Below are 26,371 nucleotides of genomic sequence, written 5' to 3'. Positions count from 1 at the left end.
TGGCCGCAGCTATCCCGCCACGCTACGATATGCGCGGCGGATCAGGCTCAGCCGCGGCGCTCGCCCTTTGAGTAATTGCTGAAATGCCCCTCTTTCGCGGCCAGCTTGCGGGCACCGCTGACAAGCTTTGCGCTTTGTCCGGGCGGAGCAACGCGGGACAGGGCGCGGCGCAGATCGGCGCTGCCGCAAGAAGGGCAGACCGGCAGCGGATCGGTGCTGCGCACCAGTAGCTCACACTCCGCACCACAGTCAGCGCAGCGATAGGCATGCATCGGCATCTTGGCTTCCCCGTCCGGGTTCGTTCCTCATGGCCTTGGGCCGCAGCGCGCGGCACGGTCAATCCCGCGCCGGGACAGGGCCCAGCAAGGCGCACCCGGATGCCCACCCAGACGGCAGCGCCGGGGGCCTGTGCCTACGGGATGGGCGGCACGGATGCGGGCAGCACGGCCCCGCGCTCAGTCGCAAAGCCGGTGCAGATCGACGCTGCTTTCATGCCCGATCCGGGGCCCGGCCTCGGCCAGAAACCGATCCGCCGCCGCCCGGCCCGCGCGCTTCAACTCGTCCAGCACGACCGGGCTAGGCACCAGCTTGGTCGCCACGTTCAACTGCCGCATCAAGGCGTCGTCGGACACCATATGCACCCGGATCTCCTTCATCGTGCCGCGCTCCAGCCGCCCCTGGTCGATCAGGTCGCGCACCTGCTGGATCGCGCGCAGCTCGCCCAAGAGCGAGGCGTTGAAGCTGATCTCGTTGATCCGGTTCTGAATCTCCTGCCCCGTGACCGGCACCCGGACGCGCTCCAGCGGGTTGATCGAGACCACGACGACATCGCCGGGCAGATCGGGCGCGAGGAAGGGAAACAGCGCCGGATTGCCGGTATAGCCGCCATCCCAATAGGCATCGGTCTCGCCGGTGTCGGGATCGGTCACCTCGACCGCCTGGAACAGCGTAGGCAGGCAGGCCGAGGCCAGGATCGCATCGGTCGTGATCGCGCGCCCTTCGAAGACCCGGATCTTGCCCGTGCGCACATTGGTCGCCCCGACGAAGAAGGCGGGCGGCCGGGCCGCGCAGACCCGGTCGAAATCGAACCGCTCGACGATCCGGCGCAGCGGGTTGCGATAGAACGGGCCATAGGCATAGGGGCCGACCATGCGGCTGGCCATGTCACCCAGCGACCAGGGAAGTGCGGCGTCCAGCATCCGCGCAACGGTGCCCGCGCCGGGGGTAAAGGCCGCCATCCAATGCGTCAGCCGCAGATCACCCACCGCGCCGACCTGCGTCCAGAGCCAGTCAAGGTTCGCGCGCGCCGCCTGCGGCCCACCCTCGACCAGACCGGCCTTCAGCGCCGCCCCGTTCAGCGCCCCCGCCGAACTGCCCGAGATCGCGGCGATCTCGATCCCCGGTTCGTCCAGCAGCCGGTCCAGCACACCCCAGGTGAAGGCGCCATGCGCGCCCCCGCCCTGCAAGGCCAGATTGATGCGCAGGGGCCTCATGGGCCGTGGCCCCGGCATCCGCTCACAGCGCGGTCCAGCCGCCATCGACGCTGATCGTCGTGCCGGTGATCTGCGCCGCCGCCTCGGAACACAGGAAGACGGTGGTGCCCCCGATCTGCTCGACGGTCGCGAACTGCCTGGAGGGCTGGCGGGCCAGCATCACCTCGCGGATCACGCGGTCACGGTCCATCCCGTGCGCCTTCATCTGGTCGGGGATCTGCGCCTCGACCAGCGGGGTCAGCACATAGCCCGGGCAGATCGCGTTGCAGGTGATCGCTTCCTCTGCGGTTTCCAGAGCCACGGTCTTGGTCAGCCCCACCACCCCATGCTTGGCCGCGATATAGGCGGATTTGTAGGGGCTGGCCGTCAGCCCATGCGCCGAGGCGATGTTGACGATCCGCCCCCAGCCCGCCGCCCGCATCATCGGCAGCGCGGCCGCCGTGGTGTGAAACGCGGAGGACAGGTTGATCGCGATGATCGCGTCCCATTTCTCGACCGGGAACTGATCCACCGGCGCGACATGCTGGATGCCGGCATTGTTCACCAGGATATCGCAGGCCCCCGCTGCGGCGATCAGCCCGCGGCAGGCGTCGGCGCTGGACAGATCGGCCTTGATGTAGCGCACCCTGACGCCATGCTGTTGCGCCATGTCGGCGGCCAGCGCGTGATCCTCGTCGCGGTCGGTGAACGAGTTCAGCACCACATCGGCCCCGGCCCTGGCCAGTTCCTGCGCGATGCCAAGCCCGATCCCCGAATTGGAGCCGGTCACGATGGCGGTCTTTCCGGAAAGCGTCATTTCGTCCCTCGCAATGTCCCGAAACGGTTGCGAAGGAGCCTACATCCCGCCGCGGCGCGGCGAAAGCGCCGCAGAGGGGCGCGGGGACGAAAAAAAGACGCCCGCACAGGGCGGGCGTCAAGTTATTGAGGCAGGTTTCATACAGGCAAGAAACCTATCGAGCAGTAACCTCTGTATACGCAATCCCCCGCCGGTGGCCAAGCTAAAAGTTTGAAAAATCGGGCGCTCACGCCTAAGCTGGGTCGCAAGAATACAAGGCACCGGGCAGGAATGTTGCCGAGATGAGACAGGAAATTTCCCTCCGCGCGCGCATCGCGGTGGCGGCGGCGTTGCTGTTCGGCATGGCCGGATTCGGCCAGGCCGAGCCCGCCCATGGCATCGCTATGTATGGCGCGCCCGCGCTTCCACCGGATTTTGTGTCGCTGCCCTATGTGAACCCCGACGCGCCCCGGGGCGGACGCATCGTTCTGGGCGAGACCGGGGGCTTTGACAGCCTCAATCCGTTCATCCTCAAGGGCAATGCCCCTTGGGCGCTGCGCAGCCTCGGCTACGAGACCCTGATGGGCCGGTCCTGGGACGAACCCTTCACGCTTTACGGGCTTCTGGCCGAATCGGTTCAGACCGGCCCGGACCGCGACTGGGTCGAATTCACGCTGCGCGAGGGCGCGCGCTTCTCGGATGGCAGCCCGGTCACGGTCGAGGATGTGCTGTGGTCGTTCCGGGTGCTGGGCGAACAGGGCCACCCGCGCTATCTGGGCGCCTGGGAAAAGGTGGCGACGGCCGAAGCGACGGGGCCGCGCAGCGTGCGCTTTACCTTCACCACCGCCGATCGCGAATTGCCGCTGATCCTGGGCCTGCGCCCGGTGCTGCAAAAGGCGCAATGGGAGGGGCGCGACTTCGCGCAAAGCGGGCTGGAGGCGCCGATCGGGTCCGGCCCCTATGTCATCGCAGGCTTCGAGCCGGGCCGGTTTCTGCTGTTGCGCCGCAATCCCGACTGGTGGGGGCGCGATCTGGCGCTGAACCGGGGCCAGCACAATCTCGACGAGATCCGCATCGAGTTCTATGCCGATGCGGGCGTGCTGTTCGAGGCGTTCCGCGGCGGCGCAATCGACATCTACCGCGAATCGAGCGCGGCGCGCTGGCAAAGCGCCTATGACTTCCCCGCCATCGCCACGGGCCGGATCGTGAAAGCCGAGATCCCGCATGCCCGCCCCACCGGCATCAGCGGGCTGGTGATGAATGGCCGCCGTCCGGTATTCGCCGACTGGCGGGTGCGCGACGCGATGCTGCATGCCTTCGATTTCGAGTTCATCAATGGCGTGCTGACCGGCGGCACCCAGCCGCGCATCGCGTCCTATTTCTCGAATTCCGAGCTGGGCATGGGACCGGGCCCCGCCGAGGGTCGCGTGCGCGAGCTGCTGGCGCCCTTTGCAGACGAATTGTTGCCCGGTGCGCTGGACGGCTATGCGCTGCCCGTGTCGGACGGGCGCCCCTCGAACCGGCGGAACCTGCGCATCGCCTTTGCCCGGCTGGAAGAAGCCGGCTGGCGGGTGGGCGATGACGGGGTGCTGCGCGATGGCGCCGGACGGCCCTTTACCTTTGAGATCCTGCTGCGGCAGGGCGCGGCCGAGAGCCAGAAGATCGTCGATATATTTGCCGAGGGGCTCAAGCGGCTGGGCATCGCCGTGCGCATCAGCACGGTCGACAGCGCGCAATATACCGAACGAACCGACGCCTATGATTTCGACATGGCCTTCTACACGGTCGGGCTGTCGCTGTCGCCCGGCAACGAACAGCGGCTTTACTGGGGGTCGGAGGGGGTCACGCGGCCCGGCACGCGCAACTGGATGGGGATGGCCAGCCCCGCCGCCGAGGCGATGATCGAGGCGCTGCTGACCTCGGACAGCCACGAGGATTTCGTCGCGGCGACCCGCGCGCTGGACCGGGTGCTGACGACCGGGCGGCATGTGATCCCGATCTGGTATGCGCCCAGTTCGCTGATTGCCCACCGCGCCACGCTGCGCTATCCGCAGACGATTCCGATCTACGGGGACTGGATCGGCTTCCTCCCCGATATCTGGTGGTCCGAAAGGGAGTGATCCATGACCCGAACGTTTCTGATGCTGAGCCTTCTGGCGCTTGCGGGCTGCGGCACCGTCGAGGGGATCGGCGAGGATATCTCGGCCGGGGCCCGCGCGGTCCGCAACGTGTTCTGAGCCCGCCCGCCTGCCCCGTTCCCGGCCCCTTGCAACCGCAAGGCAGCGGGGCTAGCACGCAGCCCATGCAAGCGATCTATGACGAGGGCGCCCCGCCGCCCTGCCCCGCCCCGTTCAACCTGGCCGCCCATGTGCTGGCCCCGGCCGCGTCCCTGCCCGAAAAGGTCGCGCTGGCCGTGATCGGCCCCCATGGCGCTGAACGTTGGAGCTATGCCCGGCTGGAGGCCGCCGTGCGCGGACTGGCGGCGGGGCTGGCGCAGATGGGGCTGGCGCCCGGCTCCCGCGTGCTCTTGCGGCTGGGCAACGGGGTCGAGTTTCCAATCGGGTTTCTGGGCGCGATTGCCGCGGGGCTGGTGCCGGTGCCGACCTCGGCGCTGCTGACAATTCCCGAGATCACGAAACTTGCCGCCGAGATCGAGCCCGCGGTGATCCTGGCCGGTCCCGGCATCGCCCTGCCCGCCGATTGCGCAGCGCCGGTGCTGGATCTCGATGCGCAGCGCGCCCTGCATGACTGCGCCCCGGCGGGCTATGCGCTAGGCGATCCCGACCGGCCGGCCTATGTGGTCTATACCTCGGGCACCTCGGGCAATCCGCGCGGCGTGATCCATGCCCATCGCGCGGTCTGGGCGCGGCGGATGATGTGGGAGGGCTGGTATGGCCTGACGCCCGAGGACCGGCTGCTGCATGCGGGCGCCTTCAACTGGACCTATACGCTGGGCACCGGGCTTCTGGACCCCTGGTCCATCGGGGCGACCGCGCTGATCCCGGCGCCGGGCGTGCGGCCCGCGCAATTGCCGCTGCTTCTGAAACGCTTCGATGCGACGATCTTCGCCGCCGCGCCCGGCGTCTATCGCCAGATGCTGCGCGATTATCCCCATCTGGTGCTGCCCCGCCTGCGCCACGGCCTGTCGGCGGGCGAAAAGATGCCCGAGGCCACCCGCGCCGCCTGGGCCGAGACCACCGGCACCTTCGTCTACGAGGCGCTGGGGATGTCGGAATGCTCCACCTTCGTCTCGGGCAGCCCCGCCCGCCCCGCGCCGCTGCCCTCCTCGGGCTATCCGCAGCCGGGCCGCCGGGTCGCGGTGCTGGGCCCGGATCTGGAACCCGTGCAGCGCGGGCAACCGGGGCAACTGGCCGTCTCGCGGCGCGATCCGGGGCTGATGCTGGGCTATCTCAAGGCCGAGGCCGAAACCGCGGCGCGGTTCCATGGCGAATGGTTCCTGACCGGCGACATGGTGGAAATGGCCGAGGATGGCGCGATCACCTATCTGGGCCGCGATGACGACATGCTGAACGCGGGCGGGGTGCGCGTCTCGCCGCTGGAAGTGGAACGCGCGCTGATGGAACATCCCGCGATCCACGAGGTCGCCGCCACCGAAATCGCGATCAGGGCCGATACCACCATCATCGCCGCCTTCTATACCGGCGAGGCGCTGTCCGAGGACCAGCTTGCCGCCTTTGCCGCCGAACGGCTGGCCCGCTACAAGCAGCCGCGGCTTTACGTCCATATGGACGAATTGCCGAAGAACCCGAACGGCAAGCTGAACCGCCGCCAGATCCGCGCATCCTATGAGGCGGGCCATGGTCCGGCTTGACATCTTCGCCGACCCGATCTGCCCCTGGTGCCTGATCGGCAAGCGGCTGCTGGATGCCGCGCTGGAGGCCCGCCCCGATCACCCGTTCGAGATCGCCTGGCAGCCGTTCCAGTTGAACCCCGGCATGCCGCGCGCGGGCATGGACCGGCGCGCCTATCTCGAAGCCAAGTTCGGCGGCCAGATGGAGGCCGCCCGTGCCTATGTCGAGATCGACGACAAGGCCCGCGCGGCGGGGATCGAGCTGAACCTGGCGGCGATCACGCGCACGCCGAACACGCTGGATGCGCAACGCCTGATCCACTGGGCCGGGCTGGAGGGGTGCCAGCACGCGGCTGTGCAGGCGCTGTTCGACGCCTATTTCCTGCAAGGCCGCGACATCGGTGCCCCCGGCGATCTGGCCGCGATTGCCGGGGCCGTCGGGATGGACAGCGGCATGGTCGCGCGGCTTCTGGCCTCGGATGCCGATGCGGACGCGATCCGCGCGCGCGATGCCCATGCCCGCAGCCGCGGCGTGACCGGCGTTCCGACCTTCATCGTGGCCGACCACCACGTTCTGGTGGGCGCCCAGCCCACCGCGCTATGGGTTCAGGTCATCGCGGAACTGGTGGGCGATCCCGGCGCGCAGCCGCTGCACTAGCCGCCCCCCGCGCCTTATCCGCTGGCCCCCGCCGCCATTCTGGCGCAAGAGGGGGCACGCTTGGAGATAGCCATGGCCCAGCCGCCCGACGCAGGGAAAAGCCCGCTTTCCCGCCCCGAATTCATCGCGATCACGGCGCTTCTGTTCGCGACGGTGGCGTTTTCCATCGACGCGATGCTGCCCGCCCTGCCCACCATCGGCGCCGAACTGACGCCCATCAACCTGAACCACGCGCAATTCGTCGTCACCGTCTTCGTTGCCGCGATGGGGGTTGGCACGCTCATCGCGGGGCCGTTGTCGGATTCGCTGGGGCGCAAGCCGGTGATCCTGGGCGGCGCGGGGCTGTTCATCCTTGGCGCAATTATCGCGGGCACGGGCCAGTCGCTGGAACTGGTGCTGTTTGGCCGCGCGCTGCAAGGGCTGGGCGCTGCGGCGCCGCGGGTGGTGGCGCTGGCGGTGATCCGCGATCTTCATGCCGGGCGCGACATGGCGCGGATCGTGTCCTTCGTGATGATGATCTTCACGCTTCTGCCGGCCATCGCGCCGCTGCTGGGGGCGGGCATCATCGCGCTGGCGGGCTGGCGCGCGATCTTTGCGGCCTTCCTGCTGTTCTCGGTGATCTCGGTCGGCTGGTATGCGCTGCGCCTGCCCGAGACGCTGCCCCCCGCCCGGCGCCGTCCGCTGAAACCCGCATCGCTGCGCGAGGCGGCGCGCGAGGTCTTTGCCGAGCCGGTCGCGCGGCGGGCGGTTCTGGTGCAGACGCTGATCTTTTCGGTGCTGTTCATGATGCTGACTTCGATCCAGCAGATCTTCGACATCCATTTCGGCCGCGGCGCCAGCTTTCCGCTGTGGTTCGCGCTGATCGCGGTGATCGCGGGGACAGCCAGCTTTGCCAATGCGATGCTGGTGGGCCATCTGGGGATGCGCTTCCTGATCCGGGTCACGCTGGGCGCGCAACTGGTGCTGTCGCTTGTCATGGCCAGCCTGTTCTGGGGCCAGCTTCTGCCGCCGGGCGCCGAATTCGCGGCCTTCATGCTCTGGGCGGTCACGCTGTTCGGGATGCTGGGGCTGACCATCGGCAACCTGAACGCGCTGGCGATGGAACCCCTGGGCCATGTCGCGGGCATGGCCGCCTCGATCATCGGGGCGCTGGCCACGGTGATGTCGGCGCTGCTGGCGGTGCCGGTCGGACAGGCATTCGACGGCACGCCGCGGCCATTGGCGGCGGGGGTGTTGCTGGCGGTGGCGGCGGCGGCGCTGCTGATGCGACGGCTTCCCGAAAGATAGCTGCTGCAAACGCCTTACGCCGCGTTCTTCACCTTTTCCGCCAGATCGCGCGCGATGGCAAAGGCGCCCTTGATCCGCTCGCTGTCCCTGGTCCAGTCATGGCGCAGGACGATCTTGTTGTCCTTGACCCTGGCCTGCCCGGCCTGCGCCTGGATGAATTCGACCAGCCCCGCGGGATTGGCGAACTTGTCGTTGTGAAACTGCACCGTCGCCCCCTTGGGCCCGGCATCGAGCCGCGCAATGCCAGCGCGCTTGCACAGGGCCTTGATCCGCACGATCAGCAGAAGCGTGTTCACCTCTTTCGGCAGCTTGCCGAAGCGGTCGATCAGTTCGGCGGCGAAGCCTTCAAGCTCGACCTTGGTCGTCAGCCCCGACAGCCGCCGGTAAAGCCCCAGCCGCACGTCCAGATCGGGCACGTACTCGTCGGGGATCAGCACCGGCACGCCAAGGTTCAACTGGGGCGACCAGTCGCTTTCGATCTCGGACAGGCCCTCCAGCTCGCCCGACTTGATCCGGGCAATCGCCTCTTCCAGCATCGACTGGTAAAGCTCGAACCCCACCTCGCGGACATGGCCCGACTGTTCCTCGCCGATCAGGTTGCCCGCGCCGCGAATGTCCAGATCCTGGGAGGCGAGCGTGAACCCCGCCCCCAGCGTGTCGAGGCTGCCCAGCACGCGCAGCCGTTTCTGCGCCTGCGGCGTCAGCGGCGCGCGCGGCTTGGTCGTGAGGTAAGCATAGGCCCGCGTCTTCGAGCGCCCCACGCGGCCACGGATCTGGTAAAGCTGCGCCAGCCCGAACATGTCGGCGCGGTGCACGATCATCGTGTTGGCGGTGGGGATGTCGAGGCCCGATTCCACGATGGTCGTGGCCAGCAGAACGTCATACTTGCCGTCGTAAAAGGCGTTCATCCGATCGTCCAGCTCGCCCGCGGCCATCTGGCCATGGGCCACGACCACGCTGACCTCGGGGACGTGATCGCGCAGGAAGGCCTCCATCTCGGGCAGATCGGCGATGCGGGGCACCACGAAGAAGCTTTGCCCGCCGCGGTAATGTTCGCGCAACAGCGCCTCGCGCACGGTCACGGTGTCGAACTCGCTGACATAGGTGCGGATCGACAGCCGGTCGACCGGGGGCGTGGCGATGATCGACAGATCGCGCACGCCGGTCAGGCTCATCTGAAGCGTGCGGGGAATGGGCGTGGCGGTCAGCGTCAGCACATGGATATCGCTGCGCAACTGCTTCAGCCGTTCCTTGTGGTTCACGCCGAAATGCTGTTCCTCGTCGATCACGAGCAGGCCCAGATTGCTGAACCGGATGCCCTTGGCCAGCAGCGCATGGGTGCCGATCACGATATCGACCGCGCCTTCGGCCAGCCCCGCGCGCGTTGCCGCCGCCTCGGTCGCGCTGACGAAACGCGACAGCTGGCGCACCTCCAGCGGAAAGCCGCGGAAGCGTTCGGCAAAGGCCTTGGCGTGCTGGCGGGCCAGAAGCGTGGTGGGCGCGATCACCGCCACCTGCACCCCCGACATCGCCGCGACAAAGGCCGCGCGCATCGCGACTTCGGTCTTGCCGAAACCGACATCGCCGCAGATCAGCCGGTCCATCGGCGTGCCGCTGGCCATGTCGGTCATCACATCGGCAATGGCGGCAAGCTGGTCGTCGGTTTCCTGATAGGGAAAGCGGGCGCTGAACGCCTCCCACAGGTGATGGTCGGCCTCCAGGATCGGCGCGTGGCGCAGATGGCGTTCGGCCGCGACCCGGATCAGCTTGTCCGCGATCTCGCGGATGCGCTGCTTCAGCTTGGCCTTCTTCGCCTGCCATGCCCCGCCGCCCAGCTTGTCGAGCAGCCCTTCTTCATGGCCATAGCGGCTGAGCAGTTCGATATTCTCGACCGGCAGATACAGCCGGTCGCCGCCGGCATATTCCAGCGCCAGACATTCATGCGGGGCGCCCGCCGCCGTGATGGTCTCAAGCCCCTTGTAGCGGCCCAGGCCATGTTCGACATGCACCACCAGATCGCCCGGCGAAAGCGCCTGCGCTTCGGTCAGGAAGTTCTCGGCCTTGCGGCGTTTCTTCGGCGCGCGGATCAGCCGTTCGCCCAGCACGTCCTGTTCCGAGACAACCGTCAGCCCCGGCCCCTCGAAGCCATGTTCCAGCGCCCAGACGGTCAGGTAGAGCCCGCGCGGCTCGGTCACGTCGCGGATATCGGCGGCAAGGCGGGCATCCGACACGCCCTCATCCTCCAGAAGCCCCTTGAGCCGCTCGCGTGCACCCTCGGAATAGGACGCGACGACCACGGCACCCTCGCGGCGCCGGTTCTGAACATGATCCCTCAACGCACTGAAAAGACTGACCTGTTCCAGCTTGCGCTCGGGTGCGAAATTGCGCCCGATCCGGCCGCCCGCGTCGATCACGCCGGGGCCGGTGCCCTGCGGCAGCGGGTTCATCTGCACCACCCGATGCCCGGCCAGCGCAGCCCCCCAAGCCGCATCGTCGAGATACAGAAGCCCCGGCGCGCAGGGCTTGTAGACGCTGTCGATCCGCCCCTTCTGCCCCATCGCCTCGCGCCGGGTGTCGTACTGGTCGGCGATCCCCTCCCAGCGCGCCAGCCGCGCGGGCGTCACCTGATCGTCAAGCCAGACGCTGGCGCCGGGCAGGTAGTCGAACAGCGTTTCCAGCCGCTCGTGGAAGAAGGGCAGCCAATGCTCCATCCCGGCATGCTTGCGCCCCGCGCTCACCGCCTCGTACAGCGGATCGTCGGTGCCCGCCGCGCCGAACTCGATGCGGTAATTCTGCCGGAAACGGGTGATCGCGGCCTCGTCCAGGATCACCTCGCAGACCGGCGCAAGTTCGATCCTTTTCAGCTTTTCGGTGGTGCGCTGCGTGGCCGGATCGAAGCGCCGCGCGCCGTCCAGAACGTCGCCGAACAGGTCAAGCCGCACCGGCCCCGCCTCGCCCGGGGGATAGATGTCGACGATGCCGCCGCGGACCGCGTAATCGCCCGGCTCCATCACCGTGGGCGCCTGGGTAAAGCCCATGCGCACCAGAAACGCCCTCAGCCCGGCCTCGTCCACACGTGTACCGACCTGCGCGGCAAAGGACGCCTCGCGCAGCACCGCGCGCGCGGGCACGCGCTGGGTGGCGGCACTGAGCGTCGTCAACAGGATGAACGGCCCCGGCAACCCCTGGGCCAGTGCCGCCAGCGTCGCCATGCGCGCGGCCTCGACATCGGGATTGGGCGAGACCCGGTCATAGGGCAGGCAATCCCAGGCGGGAAAATCCAGTACCACCGCCTCGGGCGCGAAAAAGGCCAGCGCGGCGCGCATCGCCGCCAGCCGCCGGTCGTCGCGGGCAATGTGGATTACCGGCTGTCCGGTCTTTTCCAGTTCGCGGGCCAGAAGGCGGGCGTCGAAGCCTTCGGGCGCGCCGCCGGCGGTGATGTGCAAAGCCTGTGACATGGCCGCCGGAAATAAGCGCCGGGCGCGCGCTGTCAACCGCCCAGAACGCCGATGGTGAAGTTCTGCCACATCCCCCACATGGCGGTGATCAGGATCGACAGGATGCCCATCATCTGAATTCCCAGCCGGTGCCAGCGCAACAGCCAGTAAAGCCGCTCGCCGCTGGGGTTGCGCTGTTCATAGGAATACGCGGTGCGCAGGGTCCACAACCCGACCAGCGTCAGCGGGGCAAGAAGCAGGAACACCGCCTGCGAAAACTCGTTGCCATAAAGAAACCCCATCATGGCCAGCATGGTCAGCGCAAAACCCGCGAATGCGCTGATCCAGAGCCCCGAGACGCGCATGATGTAGAGGTAGCGCCGGGCATTGATCCGCACCAGATCGGCCACATCCTCGGCCGCCTCGCCGCCCTGGCGGCGCGCGCGCTGCACCAGATCATAGGGTACGCCCAGAACCCAGTGGCTTGAGGTCGACCACAGAACGGCAAGCGCGATCCAGTACCAAAGGTTCGAGAAGGACCGCATGTTGATCAGTTCGAAGACTTGCTGGGTGAAATTCACGGGGGCAGTGTCTCCGTTCCGGGGGCCTCGCGCGCCGGAGGTCGTGTCGTGACGATTCCCGCTCTTGAGGTGCGATCCGATCCGTGTAACCCAGTCGCAGCCAATGTTGAAGGAGCCGTAGCCCATGCGCCCCACCCTCGCCCCCTTCCCGATGACGCGCCTGCGCCGTACCCGCCGCACGCCCGCCCTGCGCGCGCTGACCTGCGAGACCACGCTGAGCGTGGGCGACCTGATCTGGCCGATCTTCGTGCGCGACGGAACGGGCGTGGAAGAGCCGATCCCCTCGATGCCGGGGGTGATGCGCCGCTCGGTCGATCTGGCGGTCAAGGCGGCCGAGGAAGCGGCAGAACTGGGCATCCCGGCGATCTGCCTGTTTCCCTATACCGACCCGTCGCTGAAAACCGACCTCTGCGAGGAGGCATGGAACCCCGAGAACCTGTCGAACCGCACGATCCGCGCGATCAAGGCGGCGGTACCCGAGATCGCGGTGATGACCGATGTCGCGCTGGACCCCTACAATTCCAACGGCCATGACGGGATCGTGCGCGACGGCATCATCGTCAACGACGAAACCGTCGAGGCGCTGGTCAGGATGGCGCTGGCCCAGGCCGAGGCGGGGGCCGACATCCTTGGCCCCTCGGACATGATGGACGGACGCATCGGCGCGATGCGCCAGGCGCTCGAGGGCGCCGGGTACAGCGATGTCGCGATCATGTCCTATGCGGCGAAATATGCCTCGGCCTTCTACGGGCCGTTCCGCGACGCGGTGGGCGCCTCGGGCGCGCTGAAGGGCGACAAGAAGACCTATCAGATGGACCCGGCCAACAGCGACGAGGCGCTGCGCCTGATCGAGCGCGACCTGTCCGAAGGCGCCGACATGGTGATGGTGAAGCCGGGGATGCCCTATCTCGACATCTGCCGCAGGGTCAAGGACGCCTTCGGCGCGCCGACCTATGCCTATCAGGTCTCGGGCGAATACGCGATGCTGGTGGCCGCGGCGCAGAATGGCTGGCTCGACCGCCAGAAGGTGATGATGGAGAGCCTCCTGTCCTTCAAGCGCGCGGGCTGCGACGGGATCCTGACCTATTTCGCCCCCGAGGCGGCGCGGGTGCTGCGCGCGGGCTGACGACGGGCAGGCAGGGCGGCGCGCAAGGATTCGCCGCCCCGCATTCTGCAAGGGTGACAGGACGCGGCGGGGCCTCTATAGTTTGTGGCAAAGGGCGGCAAGGCCACAACACGAGGCACAGAGCGATGCAAGACAGCAAATGGATGACGGGGCGCCTGTCGCGCCGCGGCTTCATCGGCGCGATGGGCGCCACGACGGCACTGGCGGCCTGCGGCAATGGCGTGGGCAGCCAGGGGGGCGTGTCGCTCGACAACCGGGTGGACGGCACGCGGAATTTCCTGTTCACCCGCTATCCCGGCACGCAGGAGCTTGAGGCCAAGTCGCATGGCGTGCTGTGGATGCCGCTGATCACCAAGGCGGGATTGTGGGTTGGCGGTGCCTATGGCCGCGGCGCGCTGAGGATCAACAACGTCACGGTGGATTACTATTCGGCCACCAAGGCCAGCTTCGGCTTGCAGGTCGGCGCCCAGCAATATGCCCATGCGCTGTTCTTCATGACGCCCGATGCGTTGCGGACCTTCCGCTCGGGCGCGGGCTGGTCGGCGGGTGCGGATCTGGAATACGCCTTCCTCGACGACGCGGGTGCGGTCTCGGCCTCGACCATGACCTCGCTCGACCCGGTGATCGCGCTGGTCTTCGGCCAGCAGGGCATGATCGTCGGTGCCTCGCTCGAAGGCACGAAATACACCCGCATCATTCCCTGACCGGGCGCATCAGCGGCGCGTCGGGCGGCGGTTGCGCGCGCGAGGCTCGGCTGGCCCGGTCCTCAGACCGTGAACTCGGGATCCACCGGCACCTGTAGCGCCGTCACCAGTGCATTTGTCTGCGCGGCAAGTCCCACGATGGCCAGCAACTCGGCATGCATCTCGTCGCTCATACCCTTGGCGCGCGCCCCGGCGGTGTGGGAATGCACGCAATATTCGCAGCCATTGGCGATCGAGACCGCCATGTAGATCATCTCGCGCGTGACCGGGTCAAGCGCGCCGGGCCGCGTCATCACCTGTTTCACCTGCGCCCATGTCGATTCCAGAACGGCGGGCTGGTTCGCCAGCGCCCGCCAGACATTGTTCACGAAATCGGTCTTGCGGGTGGCGCGGATGTCGTCGAACACCGCCTTGACGCGCGCATCCGCCTCGGCCTCGGCGTCGCTCCATATCCTGACCGTGGCCATGGGCCCTCCTTCGTTGCGGATACTGTGCCGGATCAGACCAGCGCAAAGATGCGCGCAGGCCCGCCCGAGCCGCCGCGATGCTTGGGCGCGCCGATCACCAGCGTCGCCCCCGCGGCAGGCACCTTGTCCAGATTGGCCAGGCATTCGATGCCGAAGCGGCCCGCGGGCAACCAGGCGTAATGCGTGGCGAAATCCGCCGACATCCCATGATCCAGCGACAGCGTGTCAACCCCGATAGAGCCTGCGCGGGTTTCCTCCAGCAACATCTGCGCGGCCTCGACATGGAAGCCGGGGTAATGCTGCTTGCCCTCGGCATCGGCATTGCGGAATTTCGGCCCGTCGACATGGGCGGCCCAGCCCGAATACATCGCCACGCAGGCATTGTCGGGGATCTCGCCATGCGCGGCGATCCATGCGCGGATGTCGTCCGGCGTGACCTGGGCATCGGCATCCCCGGCCGCACGCGCCGCGATGTCGATCACGCAAAGGGGTGCCACCAGGCTGCCCACCGCGATCTCGTTCACCGCCGCACCATCGGCCGAGAAATGCAGCGGCGCGTCGATATGGGTGCCGGTGTGCTCGTTCACCCGGAATTCCGACAGGTTGAAGCCGTGTTCGGCAAAGGTGAATTTCTGCTCGGGAAAGAACTGCTGCTCGCCGAAATATGTGGCGAAGCCCTCGTGCAGTTCATGCGTCATGTCGGTGACCGCGGAATGGCCCTGCGCCAGCGCCGCAGGCGCCGAGGCACTTACACCCGCGACGGCCACACCGGCCCCCGCCGCCGCCCGGAAAAAGCCGCGCCGCGACAGCATCCGGTCCTTGACCGCATTCATCACGCAGATATCGCACATCCCGTCTCTCTCCCCTGGCTGCACCGGTCTTGCGCCGACGATGGGCCAAGCCTAACCCGCCCCGCGGCGCTGTCAATTCGCGGCTTGGGGCTGCGGGTGGGGTGCGCGTTTTGGGGCTGTCACTCGGCCCTTCCGCGTGAAAGGATGCGGCCCAAGGAGATTCCGATGGGCAAGACGATCTACATCCTGAACGGGCCGAACCTGAACCTTCTGGGCCATCGCCAGCCCGAGATCTATGGCCATGACACGCTGGCCGATGTCGAGACGGCCTGCGCCGCGGTTGCGGCCGAACGGGGCCATGCCGTACGGCTGTTCCAGTCCAACCACGAGGGCGAGATCGTCGAGACCATCCAGGCGGCACGCCAGGACGCCGCCGCCATCGTCATCAACCCCGCCGCCTACAGCCATAGCTCGATCGCGATTCTCGACGCGCTGAATACCTTTGACGGGCCGGTGATCGAGGTTCACATCTCGAACATCCACAAGCGCGAAAGCTTTCGCCACCACTCCTATGTCTCGCTGCGGGCCGACGGGGTGATCGCGGGCTGCGGGGTCGAGGGCTATGCCCTTGCCGTGCGGCGCATCTGTTCGCTGCTGGACTGATCCGGTCCCGGGGCGTGGCAAGCCGCGGCGCCCGCTCAGCCCCTGAACCCCGTCGCCACCACGAATTTCTCGGAACTGTCCGACCGGCTGGCGGGCGGCTTGACATTGGCGACCTTGGCAAAGCGCTGCTTCAGCACCTTCTGCAACTCGCCCTCAGCCCCGCCCGCCAGTACCTTGGCAACAAAGGTACCGCCCTGCTCCAGCACGTCGAAGGCAAAGGCCGCCGCCGCCTCGCACAGCGCCACGATCCGCAGGTGATCGGTCTGCTGGTGGCCCGAACTTGCCGCGGCCATGTCGCTCATCACCACATCGGCCTTGCCGCCAAGCCACGCCTTCACCTTGTCGTCGGCGCCATCTTCAAGGAAATCCAGTTGGTGGATCTCGGCGCCCGGTACCGGCTCCACCTCCTGAAGGTCGACCCCCAGCACGCGGCCGACCGGTTTGCCCGATTTCTCGCCCAGCGCATTCACCCGCTTGACCGCCACCTGGCACCAGCCGCCGGGCGCACAGCCCAGATCGACCACCCGCGCCCCCGGCACCAGGAAGCGGAACCTGTCATCCAGTTCGATGATCTTGAACGCCGCGCGCCCGCGATAGCCCTCGGCCTTGGCGCGCCGGACATAGGGATCGTTCAACTGCCGCTCGAGCCACAACGTCGAGGACAGCCGCCGCCCCTTGGCCGACTTCACCCGCACCTTCAGATCGCGCTGCCCGCGCCCGCTGGACCCTCGTTTCTCTGCCATGCCCGCCGCCCGCGCGCCCCCTGTCTTCTTCTTGGTTCAAATACCCGATTGCGACGCCAGCCGCCCCGACCGCGCTGCGGGCAGCGCGCCTCAGAACGGGCCATCCTCCAGCACGCCATCGGCCGACATCTGCGCGTATAACAACCCCTCGCGCAAGCCCCGGTCGGCCACCGACAGCCGGTCGGTCGGCCAGATCCGCATCAGCGCCTGAAGGATCGCCGCGCCCGACATGATCAGCGCATGCCGGTCGCGCCCGATCCTGGGATCGTTGCGCCGCCCCTCGGGGCCAAGATACAGATAGGTCCGGATCACCTGGTCGATCTGAGCCGAGGTCATGCGCAGCCCGTCGACCTTGGTCCGGTCATAGCGCTTCAGCCCCAGATGGCTGGCGGCCACGGTTGTCACCGTTCCGCTGGTGCCGATGATCTGGAACCCCTCCTTTGCCTGCTCGGCGGCATAGGGCGAGAAATCGGCGAGGTTTTCCTCGAAGAACCAGCTCATCAGCGCGAAGCGCGCGTGGTCGTCCTCGACATCGTCGAACTGTTCCTTCAGCGTCGCGACGCCCAGCGGCACCGAGATCCAGTCCACCACGCGCGCGGCCGGAAACGGGCTGTCGGCCGGGTGGAACCCGCCATGCAGCCGCATGATCGCCCGCGGCCGGTCATGGCGCGGCACCGCCGACAGGTCGATCCAGACCAGTTCGGTCGAGCCCCCGCCGATATCGACCACCAGCAATTGTTCGGTCCGGGTCGAGACCAGCGGCGCGCAGGACACGACGGCCAGCCGCGCCTCCTCCTCGGGCTTGATGATCTCCAGGTCCAGTCCGGTTTCGCGCCGGACATAGGCGATGAACTCGCGCGCATTGCTTGCCCTGCGGCAGGCCTCGGTCGCGACCAGCCGCATCCGCGCGACCTGGTGCTTTTCCAGCTTGCCCTTGCAGATGCGCAGCGCCTGCACAGTGCGCGCCATGGACGCCCGGTTCAGACGGCCGGACGATTCCAGACCGGTGCCCAGCTGCACCGATTTCGAAAAGCTGTCGACCACATGGAACTGGCTGCCCTTGGGTTGGGCCACCAGCATGCGGCAACTGTTGGTGCCGAGATCCAGCGCCGCATACAGCGAGGCCGGATCCGGCGGAGCAGGCGCGGGGGTCGCCACCGCCTTGGGGAACGCGCCCGCACCTTTCGGACGCCTGGGCGTCATCGGATCGCCCTCCAGATCGAGTTGGTTTCAGGGTAGCTGGACCACCGCGCGCGCGCAATGACTTCAGCGGCGGCGCCGCCCGACAAGCCCCAGCGCGCCAAGTCCGGCCAGCACCAGAACAAGGCTTGGCGGCAGCGGCACGACCGACGGACCGCCCGCACCCGGCTCTGCACCCGGTTCCCCCGTCACGGGCAAGGTCACGGGCCGCACACTCCCCAAGGGGCCGGGTGCCGCAGCCCCCCAGGGATCGCGCCCGGGCAGGCCCGCGGCCATGGGCAGGCCGGACATGTGCCCGGCGGGTTCGCTTCCGGGGCCGGATCCGGGCTGCCAGGGCAGGCCAGCCGATCCGCCGAAGGGGCCGAAACCGCCCGCCAGCCTGTCCGCCGGATCGGCGGGGCCGGGCGCCCTGCCCGGCAGCGACAGGGCAAAATCCGCCGCGCCCGGCACGCAGCCCGGACCGTCCTGCGCAACCGGTCCCGCGATCGCGGCGAAGCATTGCCCGCCCCAGATCGGCAGGCAAAGCCCGCCTTGCGGACGCAGGCAGATCTGGCGCGCAGGCTGGACAAAGGCCGTCAGGTACAGCCGCGGGACGAGTTGCGCCACTGCAAGCCCGGGTGCCGGATCGGCATGCGGCGGGGTCACGGCCGCATCGCCCCGCGACCACGGAGTCGAGAACATCGCCCCTGCCGCCAGAAAAAGCAGGGCCGCCGCCGCTGTCGCCTTGGTTCCCTTGCGCATCCCTCACACCCTCGCTGGCCGGTCTCGCATCCCCACATGCGAGACCGGCGGACCCCGGACCCGGCCCGCCCCACCGGCATACAGGCCCACGCGACGCGCCCCCACAGCCATCGCGATGCCCCGGATGTGCCGCAATTGCCCCCGATTGGCCAAGATTCCCGGGCATTCCGGTTAATCCGCCGCCATGGCGCGAGCGATGTGCGCTGCGGCGGGCGATTGTTTCGCGGCGCGCAACCGGGCGCAGGTCGCAAGCCGGATCCATCATGTCGAAAACCGCCGCCGCCGCGGCAATTCGCCGGATTACAAGCGGGTGAGGCAGGAAAGGGAATCGGATGCCGGAGATCACCATCCTCTACTGGCGCGACATCCCGGCCCAGGTGATCGTGGGCAAGGGCCGCACCGCGGAAAAGCGCATCCTGCCCCAGCGCTTCGAACAGGCCATCGACCGCTGCGCCATGGCCATCGGCGCGCGCGACATCGACGGCTATCTGGCCGAATGGCGGCGCGCGGGTCCGGTCCTGCGCGAGGGCGACCCCGCGGCGCTGGCCGAGGCCGAGGCGGCGCGGATCGAGACGAGTTATGACGCCGCGCGGCTGTCCGCGCTGGTCGCGGCGGCCGGTTGGGAACAGGCGTGAACAGGCTCTGGGAGGCGGCAATGGGACTTCTTCAATTCGGCAGGCGCGAGACGGCGCGGCAGGCAAGCGGCCCGCTGGCGGCCCTGCTGCATGGTTACTCGATCGAGGTGATGCCGCGCACCGCGGCGCAGGTCGCGGATTTCCGCAGCCTGCTGCCGCAGGGCACGCGGGTCTATATCGCCCATCTCGACGGCACCCCGATCGACGACATGGTGGCCACCGCCGCGCGGCTGCGCGCCGAGGGCTTCGCCCCGATGCCGCATATCCCCGCCCGCTCGATCCCCGACCGCGCCACGCTGGAAGACTGGATCGCACGCTATAGCGGCGAGGCAGGCGTGCGCGCGGCGCTGGTGCTTGCGGGCGGCCGGGCCAGCCCCGCGGGCGCGTTCCATTCCTCGATGCAGCTACTTGAAACCGGGCTCTTCGACCGCGCGGGGTTCACCCGGCTGCATGTGGCAGGCCATCCCGAGGGCTCGCGCGATATCGACCCCGACGGGTCCGACCGGCTGGTGGCCGAGGCGCTGGCCTGGAAACAGGCGTTTTCCGAACGCACCGATGCGGCCATGAGCATCGTGACGCAATTCGCGTTCGAGGCCGCGCCGGTGATCGCCTGGGCCGACCGGCTGCGCGCCGAAGGTATCGGGTTGCCGATCCATCTGGGCGTGGCCGGGCCTGCCAAGCTGCAAACGCTGGTGAAATTCGCCGTTTCCTGCGGCGTCGGCCCCTCGCTCAAGGTATTGCAGCGGCGTGCCCGCGATGTCTCGAAGCTGGTTCTGCCCTTCACCCCTGACGAGTTGCTGGCCGATCTGGCCGCCGCCGCCGCCCGTCGCCCCGGCGATTTCCCCATCGCGGGGGTTCATTTCTTCCCGCTGGGCGGGATCGCGACCAATGCCGCCTGGCTTGCCGAGCGCGGCCTTGCCCCCACGCCCGAAAACTGAGGCCCCCATGACCCGCACCGTCCTCGAGTCGAAATCCCGCACCGTCGTCATCGGCTTCGACGAGCCGTTCTGCGTGATCGGCGAGCGTATCAACCCCACCGGCCGCAAGAAGCTGGCCGCCGAACTTGAGGCGGGCGATTTCTCGACCGTCGAGCGCGACGCGCTGGAACAGGTCGCCTGCGGGGCGATGGTGCTCGATGTGAATGCGGGCGTCGTCTACAACTCGAACCCCGATCCGAACCAGACCGAACCGCCGCTGATGCGCCGCATGGTCGAACTGGTGCAGGGGCTGGTCGATGTGCCGCTCTGCATAGACAGTTCGGTGCCCGGCGCGCTGGAGGCCGGCCTTGCCGCAGCCGAGGGGCGGCCCCTGCTCAATTCGGTCACCGGCGAAGAGGAGCGGCTGGAGCGCGTGCTGCCGCTGGTCAGGAAATACAACGTCCCCGTGGTGGCGATCTCGAACGACGATACCGGCATTTCCGAGGATCCGGACGTGCGCTTTGCCGTGGCAAGGAAGATCGTCCAGCGCGCCGCCGATTTCGGCATCCCGGCCTGCGATATCGTGGTCGATCCGCTGGTGATGCCGGTGGGCGCGATGGCATCGGCTGGCCAGCAGGTCTTTGCGCTGGTGCGCCGGTTGCGCGACGAACTGGGCGTGAACACGACCTGCGGCGCCTCGAACATCTCGTTCGGGCTGCCGCACCGGCACGGGATCAACGCCGCCTTCCTGCCCATGGCAATCGGGGCGGGCATGACATCCGCGATCATGAACCCGGTGCGGCCGGTCGAGATGGAAGCGGTGCGCGCCGCGAATTTCCTGATGAACCACGATGCGAATGGTGGCGAATGGATCCGCTTTTCCCGCGTGCTGGATCAGGTCGCCGAGGGAATGCCCTTTGCCGAAGCCTCGCAAGCCGCCGCCGAGGCGGGCGCAGGCCGTGGCGGGCGCCGCCGCCGGAGGGGCTGAGCCCCCGGCCCTGCCCCGTTAAGCCAGCATTCGTCTTTCGCGGGCATAGCATCGGGGCAGAGGCGCACCCCGGCGGGGCTGCGCCCGCAGGCAATCGAAGGAATGACGGCAATGATCTTCACCAGGCGCGTTTTCATGGGAGGGCTTGTGACCGGCCTTCTGTCCGGCTGCGCCGGGACATGGACGACCGATTACAGCGATGCGATCTCGCCCGCGGTCTCGCGCGGCTGGCGGGTGACGCAATTCGATATCCGCGTGCCCGACAGCCTGACCGTGTCCGAGGCCAATGTCTACCAGCCCGAGGCCGATATCGTCTGGCGCGGCGATCCCCCGGGCGACCGCCGCGCCCAGGTCGCCGCGATCTTCGACACCGCCGCCCGGCGGGGCACATCGAACCTGCGCGGGCCGCGCCCGGTGCGGCTGACGATCAATGTCACCCAGTTTCATGCACTGTCGGACATTGCCCGCAAGCGGCTGAGCCGGTCGGGGGTTCACAACATCTCGTTCGTTGCGCAGGTCAGCGATGCCCGGACCGGGCAGGTGCTTGCCGGTCCCGAACCGATCAAAGCCGATCTGGTGGCCTATACCGGGCAACAGGCGCTTCAGGCCGACCTTCAGGGCCAGACCCAGAAGGTGCGCATCACCGATCACCTGACGCGCGTTCTTGCGGGCTGGACCGGCGCCGGGCCCGACGATGTACGCGCCGAGTTCCAGCGCATCGGCCGATAGGAAACCGCAAGGGGGGCGAATGGACGACCGCGAAGCGCTGGCGATCTTCACCCCCTCGGGCAAACGCGGTCGCGTGCCCGCCGGAACCACCGTACTGGACGCCGCCCGTGCGCTGGGCGTCGATCTCGACTCGGTCTGCGGCGGGCGCGGCATCTGCTCGAAATGCCAATGCGCCCCCCTTTACGGCGCCTTTCCCAAGCACGGCGTCACCGTCGCGCCGGACGCGCTGTCGCCGGTCAACGCGGTCGAAACGCGCTATGACGAAAAGCGCGGTCTGGCACCGGGTCGGCGGCTGGGCTGTCAGGCGCGGATCATGGGCGATATCGTGATCGACGTGCCGCCCGAAAGCCAGCTTCACCGCCAGGTCGTGCGCAAGGCCGCCGAGGCCCGCGCGGTCGAGATGGACCCGGCCACGCGGCTTCTGCTGGTCGAGGTGGCCGAACCCGACCTGCACGCGCCCTCGGGCGATCTGGAACGGCTGAATGACGCGCTTGCCGCGCAATGGGGCCTGCCGCCTGCCCGCCTGCCGCTGCCGGTGCTGGCCCGGCTGCAAGCGGCGCTGCGCAAGGGCGGCTGGCAGGTCACCGTCGCGCTGCACCGCGACCGCGACAATGCAGCCCCCCTGATCCTCGACCTCTGGCCCGGATTCTTCGAAGGGCCGCTTTTCGGGCTGGCGATCGACCTTGGCTCGACCACCATCGCGGCGCATCTGACCGATCTGACAACCGGCGCGGTGCGCACCTCGGCGGGCGCGATGAACCCCCAGATCCGCTTTGGCGAGGATCTGATGAGCCGGGTGTCCCATGCGATGCTGAACCCCGGCGGCGCGGCCGCGATGAATGCCGCGGTGCGTGTCGCGCTGGACGATCTGGCCCGCGGCCTGGCAGCCGAGGCAGGCGTCGATCCCCGCAGCATCGTCGAGGCCACGCTGGTCTGCAACCCGGTGATGCACCATCTTGCGCTGGGCATCGACCCGGTCGAACTGGGCCAGGCCCCCTTTGCGCTGGCAAGCTCGGACGCGCTGGACATCGCCGCGGCCGATCTGGGGCTGGTCTCGATCAACCCCGCCGCGCGCGCCTATGTGCTGCCGCTGATCGCGGGCCATGTGGGCGCGGATGCGGCGGCCGTCGCGCTGGCCGAGGCGCCCGAGCAATCCGACGATCTGGTGCTGATCGTCGATGTCGGCACGAATGCCGAGATCATCCTGGGCAATCGCGCAAGGGTGCTGGCCTGCTCCTCGCCCACCGGCCCGGCCTTCGAGGGGGCCGAGATCAGTTCGGGCCAGCGCGCCGCACCCGGCGCGATCGAGCGCGTGCGCATCAAGCCCGCGACCGGCGAACCGCGCTTTCGCGTGATCGGCTGCGATCTGTGGTCGGACGAACCGGGATTTGCCGAGGCCACCGCCGCGACCGGTGTGACCGGCATCTGCGGTTCCGGCATCATCGAGGCGGTGGCCGAGATGCGGATGGCGGGGCTGCTGGACGGCTCGGGGCTGATCGGCTCGGCCGAGGCGACGGGATGCGCGCGGATCGTCCCCGAGGGGCGGACGCAGGCCTATGTGCTGCATGACGGGCGCGCGGCGGGCGGGCCGCTGATCACGGTCACGCAGACCGATGTGCGGGCGATTCAGCTTGCGAAATCCGCGCTTTACGCGGGCGCCCGGCTGTTGATGGACCGGATCGGGGTTGATCGCGTGGATCGTGTGGTGCTGGCCGGGGCCTTCGGCGCCCATGTCAGCCCGCTGCATGCGATGGTGCTGGGCATGATCCCCGATGTGCCGCTCGACAAGGTGCGCTCGACCGGGAACGCGGCCGGGACGGGGGCGCGGATCGCGCTGTGTTCGCGCGCCGCGCGGCGGCTGATCGAGGCCAATGTGCGCCGGATCGAAAAGGTCGAGACCGCGGTCGAGCCCCGCTTTCAGGAGCATTTCGTGGCCGCCAATGCCCTGCCCCATGCCACCGATCCGTTCCCCGAACTGGCACGCGTGGTGCAGCTGCCCGAACCGGCGTTCAATCCCGTAGCGGGCGGACGGCGGCGACGGCGGGACTGAAGGGGGCGTTCCGCCCCCTCTTGGCCTGACGGCCAATTCACCCCCGAGGGTGTTTCAGCCAAGAAGAAGACGCAGGCGGGGCGGCAGAAATGCGGCTGTCCGGGTCGTGCGGCGCAAAAGCTCCGAATCGACGCCCCCCCTTGTGCGGGATCGGCGAAACCGCTTCCTGACGCGGCGGGGCGGGGAGCCCGCCGCAAGGGGGTCGGAAGGCATGCGCCGAAACGACAAGGACCGCGCCAGGGGCGCGGTCCTAGTTCCGGTCGCGAAAGGCGGGATCTACTTGATCTTGCCTTCCTTGTACTCGACGTGCTTGCGCACGACCGGGTCATATTTCTTGATCACCATCTTCTCGGTCATGGTGCGGGCGTTCTTCTTGGTCACGTAGAAATGCCCGGTGTCCGCGGTCGAGTTCAGGCGGATCTTGATGGTCGTCGGCTTCGCCATGTCTCATCTCCGTCTCGCGGGGAGGATCGCCGCCGCCCCACCAAATTCCATGAAGTCCGCCTTTTAGCGATCCCCACCCGCGAGTCAAGCGGGTTCGGCACGCTCAGCCCAGCACCTGCGGCAGCCGCATCGCCTGGTGGATCCGGGTGCGCGCGGCGATGCCCAGATGCAGCGCGGCCGAGAGCCGGTCGAGATAGGCGATCCCGGCAGGGTCGGTCACATCAACCATCAGCACCGAGGCGGCATAGACCGCCGTGCGCTGATAGCTGCCGGTCTCGGCGGCCAGCGCGTCGATATCGACGGGCCGGGCCATCTCGGCCTCGACATATGCGCGTTCCTCCTCGCTCTGGTCGCCCAGCAGGTCGAACAGCCGCGCCCGTTCGGCCGCGTCGATCTGGCCATCGGCCAGGGCGGCCTGCACCATCGCCCGGATCATCAGCCGCGCCTGGCGTTCCAGCGTGGCGCCGGGCGGCGTGCCGCTGCCCATCGCGGCGCTGAGGTCGCGCGCATCGCCCGAACCGGCCCAGGTAGCCGCCCAGAGCGCCGACATCAGACCGGCCACACCCATCACCGCGCTGTCGCCCGCGCCACGCGCCCGTGCGCCCATCCAGCCCAAGGTCCGCTCCAGCCCGGACGCGCCGCCCGGCACCTGCATCCGTTCCAGAAGCGCACCGACCTGGCTGGCGATTCCGGCCTGCGAGGCGGTGGATTGCATCGTGCGCGCCAGCCCCGCGCCGCCGCCGGTCTTCTGGAACGCGTCCATGCCCCTGGCCGCGGCATAGCCGACGACAAGGGTCGCCATCGTCCTGACAAAACTCATGCTCTCTCCATCCCGCTGTCCGATGCGCCCGGGGCAAGACCCCTGCGGGCCAGACTAGCGGCAGGACCGCCCTGCCCCAACGGCCCCGATGTCGCGCATCGAGGCCGCAGGTCGGATCAGGCCGACAGCCCCATCATCTTGCGGATCTGCGCCACCTTCGCGTCATCCAGCCCCAGCGCCGAGGCGAGCGTGGCCAGATAGGCTTCTTCGGCGGGACTGTCGATGCGGCCCATGCTGGCGGCCGAGGCATAGACCTGGGCGCGCATCGCCTCCGAGGTGTCGTTGGCCAGCGCCACCGGATCGACCGGGGCGGCCATCTCAGCCTCGACAAAGGCGCGTTCCTCGTCGGTCGCGTCGCCCAGCGCCTCCATGATCTTGGCGCGCTCCTCGTCGTCGATCTGGCCATCGGCCTTGGCCGACTGGATCATCGCGCGGATCATCAGCTTGGCATTCTCCTCCATCGAGCTTGTCGCCACCGAATTGCCGGTCAGCGCGTCGATCATCTGGCTGGCCTGTGCGGTGCCCGCCGCCGCCGCGCTGCCCAGCGCCGCCATCAGCCCGGCCACCCCGGCGGTCGCCGCCTCGCCCGCGCGGTCGGCGCTGCGGCCCATGCCGGTCATCATCTCCTGAAGCTTCGCCGCCCCTCCCGGCATGCCCATCTTGCCCAGCATCGTGTCAAGCTGGGCGGTCATCTGCGCGACCTGCTCGTTCGACTTCATCTTTTCCTGAAGACCGGCCATGCCGCCCATCTTCTTGTATTGCTCGACCCCCTTGGCGGCGGCAAAGCCGGCGGCCAGCGTGGCCATGGTCCTGACAAAGCTCATGCGACAATTCTCCTCGACGAAACCGGCGCGACCTCGCGCATGCGGGCAGCCTAGCGGCTTTCGCATGCGTTAACGACGATTCGACGACGATCGAGGATGCGCGGACGGCCTGTAAGCCGGATTCTGTCCGCCCCGGACCGGAATCCGGGGCTGGATGACCATTCCTCTACGCGCCGCGTTACCGCGCCGCTTCAGCTGCCAACCCGGACCCCTGGGCCGAAGCCGCCCTGCCGCAGATGCGACGCGGGGTCCCTATTTGGCATTGCTCCCGGTGGGGCTTGCCGTGCCGGTCCTGTTGCCAGTCCCGCGGTGGGCTCTTACCCCACCGTTTCACCCTTGCCGCCGGGCAAGCCCGGAGGCGGTCTCGTTCTCTGTGGCGCTTTCCCTGGGGTTGCCCCCGCCGGGCGTTACCCGGCACCGTCGCTTCGTGGAGTCCGGACTTTCCTCGTCCCCGAACCGGGGCCGCGGCCATCCAGCCATCCGCGCC

At 68.3% G+C, this 26,371-nt stretch carries 26 protein-coding genes and 1 other RNA gene; 13 read left to right on the top strand and 14 right to left on the bottom strand.

Going from position 1 to position 26,371, the window contains the following annotated elements; genetic code table 11:
• Positions 1 to 47: 47 nt before the first annotated feature.
• From GH815_RS03730 to GH815_RS03720, 3 genes are all read right to left on the bottom strand, one after another.
• Positions 48 to 278, bottom strand: coding sequence for an FmdB family zinc ribbon protein (locus GH815_RS03730; RefSeq protein WP_153747408.1), 231 nt, complete (start codon positions 276 to 278; stop codon positions 48 to 50).
• Between the two features lie 177 nt (positions 279 to 455).
• A complete protein-coding gene (locus GH815_RS03725) occupies positions 456 to 1,493 on the bottom strand; it encodes a patatin-like phospholipase family protein (RefSeq protein ID WP_153747407.1) in 1,038 nt (345 codons plus the stop codon).
• 22 nt (positions 1,494 to 1,515) lie between these two features.
• Positions 1,516 to 2,289, bottom strand: coding sequence for a 3-hydroxybutyrate dehydrogenase (locus GH815_RS03720; protein ID WP_153747406.1), 774 nt, complete (start codon positions 2,287 to 2,289; stop codon positions 1,516 to 1,518).
• A 281-nt stretch (positions 2,290 to 2,570) separates the two neighbouring features.
• Here GH815_RS03720 and GH815_RS03715 point away from each other — a divergent pair, with 281 nt between their 5' ends.
• The 5 genes from GH815_RS03715 (at position 2,571) to GH815_RS03695 (ending at position 8,024) form a co-directional block, all read left to right on the top strand.
• Positions 2,571 to 4,388: an extracellular solute-binding protein gene (locus tag GH815_RS03715; RefSeq protein WP_153747405.1), complete on the top strand. Its 1,818-nt coding sequence runs from the start codon at positions 2,571 to 2,573 to the stop codon at positions 4,386 to 4,388.
• Positions 4,389 to 4,391: 3 nt separating this feature from the next.
• Positions 4,392 to 4,505, top strand: coding sequence for an entericidin EcnA/B family protein (locus GH815_RS03710; protein WP_153747404.1), 114 nt, complete (start codon positions 4,392 to 4,394; stop codon positions 4,503 to 4,505).
• A 65-nt stretch (positions 4,506 to 4,570) separates the two neighbouring features.
• Positions 4,571 to 6,100 (top strand): class I adenylate-forming enzyme family protein, encoded by a 1,530-nt coding sequence (locus GH815_RS03705; protein ID WP_153747403.1) that lies wholly within the window; start codon positions 4,571 to 4,573, stop codon positions 6,098 to 6,100.
• Positions 6,087 to 6,737: a DsbA family oxidoreductase gene (locus GH815_RS03700; RefSeq protein WP_153747402.1), complete on the top strand. Its 651-nt coding sequence runs from the start codon at positions 6,087 to 6,089 to the stop codon at positions 6,735 to 6,737. Before GH815_RS03705 ends, GH815_RS03700 begins: the two co-directional genes overlap by 14 nt.
• 72 nt (positions 6,738 to 6,809) lie before the next feature.
• Entirely contained in the window at positions 6,810 to 8,024 is a 1,215-nt protein-coding gene (locus GH815_RS03695) for a multidrug effflux MFS transporter (RefSeq protein WP_153747401.1), read from the top strand.
• A 14-nt stretch (positions 8,025 to 8,038) separates the two neighbouring features.
• Here the strand turns inward: GH815_RS03695 and mfd are convergent, their stop codons facing one another.
• Positions 8,039 to 11,482 (bottom strand): transcription-repair coupling factor, encoded by a 3,444-nt coding sequence (gene mfd, locus GH815_RS03690; RefSeq protein WP_153747400.1) that lies wholly within the window; start codon positions 11,480 to 11,482, stop codon positions 8,039 to 8,041.
• A 32-nt stretch (positions 11,483 to 11,514) separates the two neighbouring features.
• Entirely contained in the window at positions 11,515 to 12,042 is a 528-nt protein-coding gene (locus tag GH815_RS03685; protein ID WP_343030646.1) for a component of SufBCD complex, read from the bottom strand.
• A gap of 124 nt (positions 12,043 to 12,166) precedes the next feature.
• Between GH815_RS03685 and hemB the strand changes: the two genes are divergently transcribed.
• Together hemB and GH815_RS03675 are read left to right on the top strand one after the other, a co-directional pair.
• Positions 12,167 to 13,168, top strand: a complete 1,002-nt coding sequence (hemB, locus tag GH815_RS03680) for a porphobilinogen synthase (RefSeq protein ID WP_153747399.1) — start codon at positions 12,167 to 12,169, stop codon at positions 13,166 to 13,168.
• 125 nt (positions 13,169 to 13,293) lie between these two features.
• Positions 13,294 to 13,872, top strand: a complete 579-nt coding sequence (locus tag GH815_RS03675) for a lipid-binding SYLF domain-containing protein (RefSeq protein WP_246176300.1) — start codon at positions 13,294 to 13,296, stop codon at positions 13,870 to 13,872.
• A gap of 62 nt (positions 13,873 to 13,934) precedes the next feature.
• Here the strand turns inward: GH815_RS03675 and GH815_RS03670 are convergent, their stop codons facing one another.
• Both GH815_RS03670 and GH815_RS03665 read right to left on the bottom strand, forming a co-directional pair.
• Entirely contained in the window at positions 13,935 to 14,339 is a 405-nt protein-coding gene (locus GH815_RS03670) for a carboxymuconolactone decarboxylase family protein (protein ID WP_153747398.1), read from the bottom strand.
• Positions 14,340 to 14,371: 32 nt separating this feature from the next.
• Entirely contained in the window at positions 14,372 to 15,190 is an 819-nt protein-coding gene (locus GH815_RS03665) for a cyclase family protein (protein WP_153747397.1), read from the bottom strand.
• A 165-nt stretch (positions 15,191 to 15,355) separates the two neighbouring features.
• On the opposite strand from GH815_RS03665, the gene aroQ reads away from it, so the two are divergent.
• Entirely contained in the window at positions 15,356 to 15,793 is a 438-nt protein-coding gene (gene aroQ / locus GH815_RS03660) for a type II 3-dehydroquinate dehydratase (RefSeq protein ID WP_153747396.1), read from the top strand.
• 35 nt (positions 15,794 to 15,828) lie between these two features.
• On the opposite strand, the gene GH815_RS03655 is transcribed toward aroQ, so the two are convergent.
• The 3 genes from GH815_RS03655 to GH815_RS03645 form a co-directional block, all read right to left on the bottom strand.
• Complete coding sequence (locus GH815_RS03655) at positions 15,829 to 16,536, bottom strand: RlmE family RNA methyltransferase (RefSeq protein ID WP_153747395.1); 708 nt, start codon at positions 16,534 to 16,536, stop codon at positions 15,829 to 15,831.
• A 90-nt stretch (positions 16,537 to 16,626) separates the two neighbouring features.
• On the bottom strand, positions 16,627 to 17,739 hold the full coding sequence (locus GH815_RS03650; protein ID WP_153747394.1) for a Ppx/GppA phosphatase family protein: 1,113 nt from the start codon (positions 17,737 to 17,739) through the stop codon (positions 16,627 to 16,629).
• 63 nt (positions 17,740 to 17,802) lie between these two features.
• A complete protein-coding gene (locus GH815_RS03645) occupies positions 17,803 to 18,477 on the bottom strand; it encodes a PEP-CTERM sorting domain-containing protein (RefSeq protein WP_153747393.1) in 675 nt (224 codons plus the stop codon).
• Positions 18,478 to 18,809: 332 nt separating this feature from the next.
• Here GH815_RS03645 and GH815_RS03640 point away from each other — a divergent pair, with 332 nt between their 5' ends.
• From GH815_RS03640 to GH815_RS03620, 5 genes are all read left to right on the top strand, one after another.
• On the top strand, positions 18,810 to 19,112 hold the full coding sequence (locus GH815_RS03640) for a virulence factor (protein WP_153747392.1): 303 nt from the start codon (positions 18,810 to 18,812) through the stop codon (positions 19,110 to 19,112).
• Between the two features lie 20 nt (positions 19,113 to 19,132).
• Positions 19,133 to 20,050 carry a methylenetetrahydrofolate reductase gene (locus tag GH815_RS03635; RefSeq protein WP_153747391.1) on the top strand — a complete coding sequence of 306 codons (918 nt, stop codon included), beginning with the start codon at positions 19,133 to 19,135 and terminating at the stop codon, positions 20,048 to 20,050.
• Between the two features lie 7 nt (positions 20,051 to 20,057).
• Positions 20,058 to 21,017 carry a methyltetrahydrofolate cobalamin methyltransferase gene (locus GH815_RS03630; protein ID WP_153747390.1) on the top strand — a complete coding sequence of 320 codons (960 nt, stop codon included), beginning with the start codon at positions 20,058 to 20,060 and terminating at the stop codon, positions 21,015 to 21,017.
• Between the two features lie 111 nt (positions 21,018 to 21,128).
• Complete coding sequence (locus GH815_RS03625; protein WP_153747389.1) at positions 21,129 to 21,746, top strand: DUF6778 family protein; 618 nt, start codon at positions 21,129 to 21,131, stop codon at positions 21,744 to 21,746.
• 19 nt (positions 21,747 to 21,765) lie between these two features.
• The gene (locus GH815_RS03620; protein WP_153747388.1) at positions 21,766 to 23,796 is read left to right on the top strand and encodes an ASKHA domain-containing protein; all 2,031 of its coding nucleotides are present in this window, start codon (positions 21,766 to 21,768) and stop codon (positions 23,794 to 23,796) included.
• Between the two features lie 276 nt (positions 23,797 to 24,072).
• Here GH815_RS03620 and rpmG read toward each other — a convergent pair whose 3' ends face one another.
• The 4 genes from rpmG to rnpB form a co-directional block, all read right to left on the bottom strand.
• Positions 24,073 to 24,240: a 50S ribosomal protein L33 gene (rpmG, locus tag GH815_RS03615; protein WP_132694922.1), complete on the bottom strand. Its 168-nt coding sequence runs from the start codon at positions 24,238 to 24,240 to the stop codon at positions 24,073 to 24,075.
• A 103-nt stretch (positions 24,241 to 24,343) separates the two neighbouring features.
• Positions 24,344 to 25,060: a DUF533 domain-containing protein gene (locus tag GH815_RS03610; protein WP_153747387.1), complete on the bottom strand. Its 717-nt coding sequence runs from the start codon at positions 25,058 to 25,060 to the stop codon at positions 24,344 to 24,346.
• Between the two features lie 116 nt (positions 25,061 to 25,176).
• On the bottom strand, positions 25,177 to 25,884 hold the full coding sequence (locus tag GH815_RS03605; protein WP_153747386.1) for a DUF533 domain-containing protein: 708 nt from the start codon (positions 25,882 to 25,884) through the stop codon (positions 25,177 to 25,179).
• A gap of 96 nt (positions 25,885 to 25,980) precedes the next feature.
• Positions 25,981 to 26,368, bottom strand: an RNA gene (rnpB, locus tag GH815_RS03600) — RNase P RNA component class A.
• Positions 26,369 to 26,371 lie beyond the last annotated feature (3 nt).

Origin of the sequence: Rhodovulum strictum, assembly GCF_009649175.1 — a bacterium.
Classification (GTDB): Bacteria; Pseudomonadota; Alphaproteobacteria; order Rhodobacterales; family Rhodobacteraceae; genus Rhodovulum; species Rhodovulum strictum.
The sequence above is the reverse complement of the archived record's forward strand: the minus strand, read 5'-3'. Positions and strand labels throughout refer to the sequence as shown.

What these genes read in the sequence shown, in the direction of transcription:
- aroQ (WP_153747396.1), top strand. Translation starts at nt 15,356, where the DNA reads ATGGGCAAGACGATCTACATCCTGAACGGGCCGAACCTGAACCTTCTG.
- GH815_RS03670 (WP_153747398.1), bottom strand. Translation starts at nt 14,339, where the DNA reads ATGGCCACGGTCAGGATATGGAGCGACGCCGAGGCCGAGGCGGATGCG.
- GH815_RS03655 (WP_153747395.1), bottom strand. Translation starts at nt 16,536, where the DNA reads ATGGCAGAGAAACGAGGGTCCAGCGGGCGCGGGCAGCGCGATCTGAAG.
- GH815_RS03705 (WP_153747403.1), top strand. Translation starts at nt 4,571, where the DNA reads ATGCAAGCGATCTATGACGAGGGCGCCCCGCCGCCCTGCCCCGCCCCG.
- GH815_RS03645 (WP_153747393.1), bottom strand. Translation starts at nt 18,477, where the DNA reads ATGCGCAAGGGAACCAAGGCGACAGCGGCGGCGGCCCTGCTTTTTCTG.
- GH815_RS03665 (WP_153747397.1), bottom strand. Translation starts at nt 15,190, where the DNA reads ATGTGCGATATCTGCGTGATGAATGCGGTCAAGGACCGGATGCTGTCG.
- mfd (WP_153747400.1), bottom strand. Translation starts at nt 11,482, where the DNA reads ATGTCACAGGCTTTGCACATCACCGCCGGCGGCGCGCCCGAAGGCTTC.
- GH815_RS03730 (WP_153747408.1), bottom strand. Translation starts at nt 278, where the DNA reads ATGCCGATGCATGCCTATCGCTGCGCTGACTGTGGTGCGGAGTGTGAG.
- GH815_RS03720 (WP_153747406.1), bottom strand. Translation starts at nt 2,289, where the DNA reads ATGACGCTTTCCGGAAAGACCGCCATCGTGACCGGCTCCAATTCGGGG.
- GH815_RS03640 (WP_153747392.1), top strand. Translation starts at nt 18,810, where the DNA reads ATGCCGGAGATCACCATCCTCTACTGGCGCGACATCCCGGCCCAGGTG.
- GH815_RS03695 (WP_153747401.1), top strand. Translation starts at nt 6,810, where the DNA reads ATGGCCCAGCCGCCCGACGCAGGGAAAAGCCCGCTTTCCCGCCCCGAA.
- GH815_RS03715 (WP_153747405.1), top strand. Translation starts at nt 2,571, where the DNA reads ATGAGACAGGAAATTTCCCTCCGCGCGCGCATCGCGGTGGCGGCGGCG.
- rpmG (WP_132694922.1), bottom strand. Translation starts at nt 24,240, where the DNA reads ATGGCGAAGCCGACGACCATCAAGATCCGCCTGAACTCGACCGCGGAC.
- GH815_RS03710 (WP_153747404.1), top strand. Translation starts at nt 4,392, where the DNA reads ATGACCCGAACGTTTCTGATGCTGAGCCTTCTGGCGCTTGCGGGCTGC.
- GH815_RS03605 (WP_153747386.1), bottom strand. Translation starts at nt 25,884, where the DNA reads ATGAGCTTTGTCAGGACCATGGCCACGCTGGCCGCCGGCTTTGCCGCC.
- GH815_RS03620 (WP_153747388.1), top strand. Translation starts at nt 21,766, where the DNA reads ATGGACGACCGCGAAGCGCTGGCGATCTTCACCCCCTCGGGCAAACGC.
- GH815_RS03610 (WP_153747387.1), bottom strand. Translation starts at nt 25,060, where the DNA reads ATGAGTTTTGTCAGGACGATGGCGACCCTTGTCGTCGGCTATGCCGCG.
- GH815_RS03625 (WP_153747389.1), top strand. Translation starts at nt 21,129, where the DNA reads ATGATCTTCACCAGGCGCGTTTTCATGGGAGGGCTTGTGACCGGCCTT.
- GH815_RS03635 (WP_153747391.1), top strand. Translation starts at nt 19,133, where the DNA reads ATGGGACTTCTTCAATTCGGCAGGCGCGAGACGGCGCGGCAGGCAAGC.
- GH815_RS03650 (WP_153747394.1), bottom strand. Translation starts at nt 17,739, where the DNA reads ATGACGCCCAGGCGTCCGAAAGGTGCGGGCGCGTTCCCCAAGGCGGTG.
- GH815_RS03675 (WP_246176300.1), top strand. Translation starts at nt 13,294, where the DNA reads ATGCAAGACAGCAAATGGATGACGGGGCGCCTGTCGCGCCGCGGCTTC.
- GH815_RS03700 (WP_153747402.1), top strand. Translation starts at nt 6,087, where the DNA reads ATGGTCCGGCTTGACATCTTCGCCGACCCGATCTGCCCCTGGTGCCTG.
- GH815_RS03630 (WP_153747390.1), top strand. Translation starts at nt 20,058, where the DNA reads ATGACCCGCACCGTCCTCGAGTCGAAATCCCGCACCGTCGTCATCGGC.
- GH815_RS03725 (WP_153747407.1), bottom strand. Translation starts at nt 1,493, where the DNA reads ATGAGGCCCCTGCGCATCAATCTGGCCTTGCAGGGCGGGGGCGCGCAT.
- hemB (WP_153747399.1), top strand. Translation starts at nt 12,167, where the DNA reads ATGCGCCCCACCCTCGCCCCCTTCCCGATGACGCGCCTGCGCCGTACC.